Source organism: Candidatus Desulfosporosinus nitrosoreducens, assembly GCF_030954495.1.
Lineage (GTDB): Bacteria > Bacillota > Desulfitobacteriia > Desulfitobacteriales > Desulfitobacteriaceae > Desulfosporosinus > Desulfosporosinus nitrosoreducens.
The window spans coordinates 22727-30038 of the sequence record NZ_JAVHUW010000078.1 but is presented as its reverse complement, the minus strand read 5'-3'; the positions used below and the strand labels follow the sequence as shown (position 1 = coordinate 30038).

The window sequence follows — 7312 nt, the reverse complement described above, 5'->3', positions numbered from 1 at the left end:
TTTTCATTCTATAACACCTCCTTATTCTTGCCGGGAAGATTACTTTAAGTTTCTATCCCTATCATCTCCTGGCTTCTGTGTTAAGTTTATATCTATTTAACCCATAAGTAAAATAGATAATCGGAATGTTTATTATATCTTTAAGGAATAATATTAAAACCCTAATACAATCTCTAAGGTTTAAATAGCCCAAGTTACTCATAGGGTTGCATACTTCTTCAAAAATTTAAAACCAGTCATAATAAAACACAAACGTCCTCTCTTTTAAAAGTGAGAACGTTTGTGTTTTTTGCTCTATCGTTCTAAGAGAACAGAACAGGCTAACCGCGGGAATGTGGTTATTTTCAGCGAGGGATAAATAAGGTTGTGAACAAATCAATGGCATAATTATCTGTCAGGCCGGAAATATAATCAACGACCGCTTGAGTTTCATTCCCTTCCGCCCAAATCAAATAATTCTCGGGCAGTTTTTCTATGTCCTTACTGTAGTAGTCGAATAAAGCCTGTACGATATACTGCCCTTTGCGGCGTTCCTCACGCAAGGCAGAACTATTATACACTCTTGTGAACATAAATTGTCTAAATTCATGCATTGCACTGCCGACCTCTGTAGACTGCCGAATTTGCTTCTCTTCATACGAGGCTTCGATCATATCTACAACCATAGTTGTAATCATGTCGCTCGGTTTTTCTCCTAATGCCTTTTTTACAATTCCGGGTAAGTCCCTTGGAACTAATAGGCCTGCCCGCAAGGCATCATCGTAATCATGACAAAGGTAGGCAATCCGATCCCCTGTTTTAACAATCTGGCCTTCAAGAGTGAAAGGAACCCCTTCCCCGGTGTGGTGTAAAATTCCGTCGAGAACAGGCCCGGTTAAATTTAATCCTAAGCCGTCACGGGCAAGAACGTTCATGATCCGAATAGACTGCTCATTATGCTCAAAATGCCCGATAATCTTTCGTAAAGCTTCTTCGCCGACATGGCCAAAAGGGGTGTGCCCAACGTCGTGCCCTAAAGCGATTGCCTCGATAAGATCTTCATTTAGCTGCAGCCCTCTGGCAATCGTTCGGCATATTTGCGAAACTTCCAGGCTATGGGTCATGCGAGTGCGGTAATGATCTCCCGTAGGGGCAATATAAACCTGAGTCTTGTGTTTAAGGCGGCGAAAGGGTTTACTATGCAAAATCCGGTCGCGATCCCGCTGGAACTTTGTGCGGATCGGGCATTCTTCTTCCTCGCGCTTACGTTTAGCATCCTTGCTTTTGGCGGCAAATACTGAAAGCCGCTGTTCCTCTCTTTCCGACCGTTCACGAATAGGCAATTTGGCCTGCTTTCCCGCCGCAGTTTCCACAGTATTTTTACACATATCACTACCTCCTCAGCAAACGAAGGATGAAATGGCCTTTGAAATTAAAAAAGGCTTGACAGCACAAAAATTTTAGTTCAGCAGTTTAACTCAAGATTAATTAAAAGCCTCCGGCAATTCAAGGAGTTTTCTCCATTCTAACACACTGTAAGAACATGTACGTGCAATATCTTTTCCATTCACCAAATATCTGTTATCTAAAAGATCAATATCCACGGGATATTTGCCGCTTTAATCGTAGTCAGAGTTCACGCAAAATATTTATCTCCTGCGTTAAATACTAAGAGAGGACAGCTTTTCGCCGGCTCTTCCGAAAGTTTTAGGGGTTGATCAAACAAAAACAATATAGTATGCTTATTTAGAGACAACCTACAACTTATCATGATGTTGTAGGTTGTCTGGATTGTCTATCCTTTTTATTAAAATTTGCACAGGAAGAGGGAAAGTATCTTGATTAGATTTAAAGGGATCACAAAAGTTTATGCGGACGGATTCCAAGCTATAGATAATTTAAATCTTAACATTGAGAAAGGGGAATTATTTGTCCTGATTGGACCCAGCGGTTGTGGTAAAACAACTACTATGAAAATGATTAATCGCCTAATTGAGCCGACAACAGGTGAAATTTGGATCGAGAATCAAAACATCGAAGCTTTAGACCCGGTCGAACTGCGCCGCAATATCGGCTATGTGATTCAACATATCGGCCTGCTGCCTCATATGACAATTGGCGAAAATGTTGCCCTGGTTCCCAAACTTAAAAAATGGAATAAAGAAAAGTATCTGAGAAGAGTCGACGAATTACTTGATCTAGTTGGGCTGGACCCGAAAGTCTACAGAAATCGTTATCCTGCCGAATTAAGCGGCGGGCAACAACAACGTGTCGGAGTAATTCGGGCGATGGCGGCGGAACCGCCAATCATTCTGATGGATGAACCTTTTAGTGCTTTAGATCCGATAAGCCGCGAACAATTACAAGATGAACTAATCAGATTGCAGCAAAACATCAAAAAAACCATCGTTTTTGTCACCCACGATATGGATGAAGCACTGAAAATCGCTGATAAAATTTGCATCATGCACACGGGAAGAATTGTCCAACAGGCAGAGCCCGAGTATATCCTAAGACACCCGGCAAATGAATTTGTCCAATCTTTTATTGGCGAAAAACGTCTGGATCAAGCGGGTATTCTGCCGGAACTTAATGAAGTTATGGCCAAGGCAATCACAGCAGGACCAAACCGGGGACTGGCAGCCGCAGTAAAGATCATGCAAACCCATAAAGTAGACAGTTTGTTGATTGTTGATGATTCCAAGCTTTTAGGTTCCGTCGGAATCTGGGAAATCCAACAGAACTTTCAAAAAGAAAACCTGGTATTAAAAGATATCATGCTAACAGAAACACCACGAATTGAACAGGGAAAACCTTTGACCGAAGCAATCGAATTAATGAGTAGACACGCAGTATCTTATTTGCCGGTTATTACTGAAAATAACGACCTTACGGGCGTCGTGACTCGCGCCAGTTTAGTTGATGTCATGGCTCATAGATACGCTAAAAACGATAGCCAAGGGGGGCGATAAGATGTCTTTATTCAATGTACTTCAGGAGCGCTTACCAGATATTCTCATTGGAACTGGCCAGCATATAGAAATGACCGCTTTGTCCATGTTTTTTGCTATTCTGATTTCAGTTCCTTTAGGAGTATTTTTAACCCGTCATCGCAGGTTTGCAGAGCCGGTTATTGGTGTAACTGCCGTATTTCAGACCATCCCCAGCCTCGCGTTACTGGGATTTATGATTCCTTTATTTGGAATAGGCTTTTTGCCGGCCGTGATCGCTCTGACTATCTATGGCTTGCTGCCTATCCTTAGAAATACCTACACCGGCATTACCAGTGTGGATCAAGCCGCGATCGAAGCCGGGAAAGGCATGGGAATGACACCGGGGCAAATCTTATTCATGGTTGAAATTCCACTCGCCCTGCCCATTATTATGGCCGGGATTCGGACGGCAACTGTTTTAATTATTGGAGTAGCTACCATTGCCACGCTTATCGGCTCCGGAGGTTTGGGAGATCTGATCTATCGTGGAATTGCTATGGCCAGTACGGAATTAATTTTGGTCGGTGCGATACCGGCAGCTATTTTAGCCTTAGTTTTTGATTTTGGGCTCAAAAAGATTGAGGATCTGGTGACCCCTAAAGGTAAAAAGGCCCAAATCAAATAACAAAAATATTATTAATGAGGAGGACTTATTTTGAAAAACCAAAAGATGAAGAAAGGTATCAAAAGCAAAACTGCAGGAATCTTTTTTGTGGCAATGCTTTTGATCGTTAGTGTCGTGGGCTGCGGTTCCAGTAAGGATACTATCACCATCGGAGGAAAGAATTTTACAGAACAAAACATCCTTGTTTATATGATGGCAGATCTGATCAAAGATAAAACCAATTTGAACGTTGTTACAAAACCAAATTTGGGAGGAACATTAATAGTCTCCCAAGCCCTTGACCGTGGGGATCTCGACCTCTATGCCGAATATACCGGAACAGCTTTGACGGTACAGCTGAAAGAAGCTCCGATGACCGACCCGGATGCCGTCTATCAAAAAGTTAAAGAACAATATGAAGCTCAGAAAAAGTTAACTTGGCTCAAACCTCTGGGTTTTAATAATACTTATACTTTGACCATGAGCAAGGCAGAAGCTGAAAAATATGGAATAAAAACGTTTAGTGATCTAACTAAAGTTGCTCCTAATATGACACTGGTATGCGAACAAGAATTTCTCGAACGCTCCGATGGTTACAAAGGGCTTGAAACAACTTACGGACTCCATTTTAAGACAACCAAAGGGATGGACGCAGGATTAACTTATGATGCCGTTAAATCCGGCAAAGCCGACGTAAATGATGCCTTTGCAACCGATGGCCGGATTGCCGCTTTCAATCTCGTATCTCTTACGGATGACAAACACTTCTTTCCGCCCTATTACGCAGCTCCCGTAATACGTGATGCTACCTTAACAAAGCACCCGGAAATTGCCGACACCTTGAATTTACTCGCAGGCAAATTGAGTGATGAAACCATGCAGCAGCTCAATGCAAAGGTAGACGTGGACAAGCAAGACCCCAAGGATGTGGCAAGCGACTGGCTTAAATCCCAAGGATTGATTAAATAACACTAATCTTGAATATGCCGAAAAAGATTAAGGAGCCGTTGTGATATGAACGACTCCTCTCTGTTTTCCTTCACCATAAAAACCATAAATCCAAGCCGGATTCTTTGCGGAGAACCCATGTGCTCAACGCTATTTCAGGGAGATTATCCTTATGGGCCTGCCGTAAATTTATCGGGAATCACAGTTTATTGAGCTGTTTTTCCAATCTTCTGAATCCTACATACATGCCAATCCGCCAGGGCAGAATCATACTAAAGGCCAAGATGAAGAAAATACCGCTCATTTGGGCAGGATCAATTTGAATGGCCTCAGCCAGGATAATTTTCCCGATCATCCGCAAAGCGACTAGGCCTATTAAAGCCACTAAAAACAGCTTTGATTTTTGGAGATAGATCTGGTTGCCCCTAATTTCAAATTTTGAAGTTTTTATTAGAACGATCGAGAAAAGCAGACCCATCACAACGGAACTTAACACTTCGGACAATGTCGGCCTAAACATTGGCAGGATAAACATACTGGCACCGCTAGCCATAAAAAGCGGCGGCAAAATAATCTTTTTAGCCACTGCCGGTTTTTTAGTGTTTTTCAGGCGTACCAAATTAACGACAACGACCATTGACAAGGACACAACAAGTGACGCAACTACCAAGAATTGTTTTGAAAACATACGTCCTCCGCCTATTTCACTCGTAAGATTTATTTCACTAGCAGAGCTGCCACTCAATCATATCACAAATAAACTATGGAAGAAAAGCAACCCTTTGAGTATTTGAGCTATTTAAACCTTAGAGATAGTATTAGGCCTTTAGTCATATTCCTTAAAGATATAGTAAATATTCCAGTCATCTATTTTAATTATGGTTAAAATGGATATAAAATTAGCACAGAAGCCAAGAGATGATAGACATAGAAACTTAAAGTAATCTTCCCGGCAGGAATAAGGAGGTGTTATGGAATGAAAAAGCAACTTTTAATGTACATTATGGGTTGTCCTGTATATGTTAGCGCTAAGGAATCTAATGAGAGAAAACATTAACCATTATTATAGCCTAAATAAAATATCATTAAATTTTGAGGTGCAATAATGCTAAGTATCTTTCAAAAACACAGGCAGTCTTTAAGCTAAGCTTAAAGACTGCCTGTGTTTTATTTTAAGTGCGATTTGTGAAAACAATACTACTACTTAAGAGCTTTCAAAGTCTCTTCACGGATAAGCTCAAGCAACCGTGTTTTCAGACTTATGAATTCTGAGCTGCCCTTAATATTATAATCGCGGGGTCTAGACAGATTTACAGAAATATTCTCTTTTAAGCGTCCTGGCCTGGCCGTCATGACATAAACGGAGTCCGCCAAAAAGATCGACTCCTCCACATCATGCGTGATGAAAAGGATCGTCTTCTTGGACTCTTCCCATACCTTAAGCAAGATCTCCTGCATAATGCTCCGAGTTTGGGCATCCAAGGCACCAAAGGGTTCGTCCATTAAGAGTATTTCAGGATCATTGGCCAGAGCCCGGGCAATCGCCACCCGCTGTTTCATCCCTCCGGATAATTGGATAGGGTAGTGTTTTTCAAAGCCACTTAACCCAATAAGCTCAAGATAGTGTTGGGCCACTTCTTTACACTGTTTGCGCGAAGTTCCCTTAAGTTTCAGGCCAAAAGCGATATTGTCTTCAACGGTTAGCCAAGGGTAAAGGGTATAGGACTGGAAAACCATACCTCGGTCAGAACCAGGGCCATTAACCTCATGTCCATCAAGGTAGACCTTTCCTGAGCTTGGTTCTTCAAGTCCCGCCACAATCCTTAAGATAGTGGATTTCCCACACCCTGAAGGACCGAGGATCGTGATAAACTCACCTTCTTTTACCTTAAAGGACGTACGATCAAGAGCGACCATTTCGCCTCCCTTAGTCGAAAACACTTTACCCACCTGGTCGATGACAAGTTTATGATCCACTTACACTCCCTCCTTTCTCATCCACGAGAAGGAAGCACGGTAGATAAACTTAAAAATAGTGTCAGTCACTAAACCTAACAAGCCAATAATTATGATTCCCACAAAGATCTTATCCGGTCTTAAGAACCGGGAGGACTGCATGATCATATACCCCAGGCCGCTCGACGCCCCAACAATTTCAGCTACAACCAAATACGTCCAGGCCCAGCCAAAGGTGATCCTTAGAGTATCCACGATACCGGGAAGCGATGCCGGAAGAATCACTTTGCTAAAGATTTTCGCTTTGCTTGCTCCCAAAGTATACGAAACTTCGATTAACTCATTTTGGACATTCTTTGTCACATCCATGACCATCAAGGTTAACTGAAAGAAGGTCCCAAAGAATATAACGCTCATTTTTTCCCCTTCATCTAAACCAATCCACAATATAAACAGGGGAATGAAGGCCGAAGCCGGCATATAGCGAATAAAACCCATTAAAGGTTCAAAAAAACCTTCCATGATTCGCAGTGTTCCCATAAGAATTCCTAACGGCACACCGATGATGGCCGCCAGCAAAAAGCCCAGACCCACCCTTGTAAAACTGATTCCAATATCCTTTAAGATATCCCCTTGAGCAAAAAGATCAAGAGCTGTGTTAACGACCTTACCGGGGCTCGGAAGGAAGAGCGGATTCACAAGACCGGAATAACTAAGAAGCGACCACGTCAAAAGAAATAATATGAAGGCCAAAAGCCCTGCCGAAGAGTACAACCCTTTAGAAATTTCCTTTTTCGGAGCAAAAACATTTTTCCACATCACGACTCCCCCT

Annotated in this window: 7 protein-coding genes; 3 read left to right on the top strand and 4 right to left on the bottom strand. The window is 42.2% G+C overall.

Annotated elements, in window-relative coordinates; translation table 11 throughout:
• Positions 1–344: 344 nt before the first annotated feature.
• Positions 345–1367, bottom strand: a complete 1023-nt coding sequence (locus tag REC12_RS22395; protein WP_308898105.1) for a deoxyguanosinetriphosphate triphosphohydrolase — start codon at positions 1365–1367, stop codon at positions 345–347.
• 450 nt (positions 1368–1817) lie between these two features.
• On the opposite strand from REC12_RS22395, the gene REC12_RS22390 reads away from it, so the two are divergent.
• Genes REC12_RS22390 through REC12_RS22380 form a run of 3 tightly spaced genes read left to right on the top strand, consistent with a single transcriptional unit; the run spans position 1818 to position 4545 of the window.
• Entirely contained in the window at positions 1818–2951 is a 1134-nt protein-coding gene (locus tag REC12_RS22390; RefSeq protein ID WP_308898102.1) for an ABC transporter ATP-binding protein, read from the top strand.
• A gap of 1 nt (position 2952) precedes the next feature.
• Positions 2953–3597: an ABC transporter permease gene (locus tag REC12_RS22385; protein ID WP_308898101.1), complete on the top strand. Its 645-nt coding sequence runs from the start codon at positions 2953–2955 to the stop codon at positions 3595–3597.
• Between the two features lie 30 nt (positions 3598–3627).
• Positions 3628–4545 (top strand): glycine betaine ABC transporter substrate-binding protein, encoded by a 918-nt coding sequence (locus REC12_RS22380; RefSeq protein WP_308898099.1) that lies wholly within the window; start codon positions 3628–3630, stop codon positions 4543–4545.
• Positions 4546–4723: 178 nt separating this feature from the next.
• Here REC12_RS22380 and REC12_RS22375 read toward each other — a convergent pair whose 3' ends face one another.
• The 3 genes from REC12_RS22375 to REC12_RS22365 all read right to left on the bottom strand — a co-directional run bounded on the left by REC12_RS22375 (position 4724) and on the right by REC12_RS22365 (position 7299).
• Positions 4724–5212: a CcdC family protein gene (locus tag REC12_RS22375; protein ID WP_308898098.1), complete on the bottom strand. Its 489-nt coding sequence runs from the start codon at positions 5210–5212 to the stop codon at positions 4724–4726.
• Between the two features lie 512 nt (positions 5213–5724).
• On the bottom strand, positions 5725–6501 hold the full coding sequence (locus REC12_RS22370; protein ID WP_308898096.1) for an ABC transporter ATP-binding protein: 777 nt from the start codon (positions 6499–6501) through the stop codon (positions 5725–5727).
• Positions 6502–7299: an ABC transporter permease gene (locus REC12_RS22365; RefSeq protein ID WP_308898094.1), complete on the bottom strand. Its 798-nt coding sequence runs from the start codon at positions 7297–7299 to the stop codon at positions 6502–6504. It abuts the gene before it with no gap.
• Positions 7300–7312: the final 13 nt, after the last annotated feature.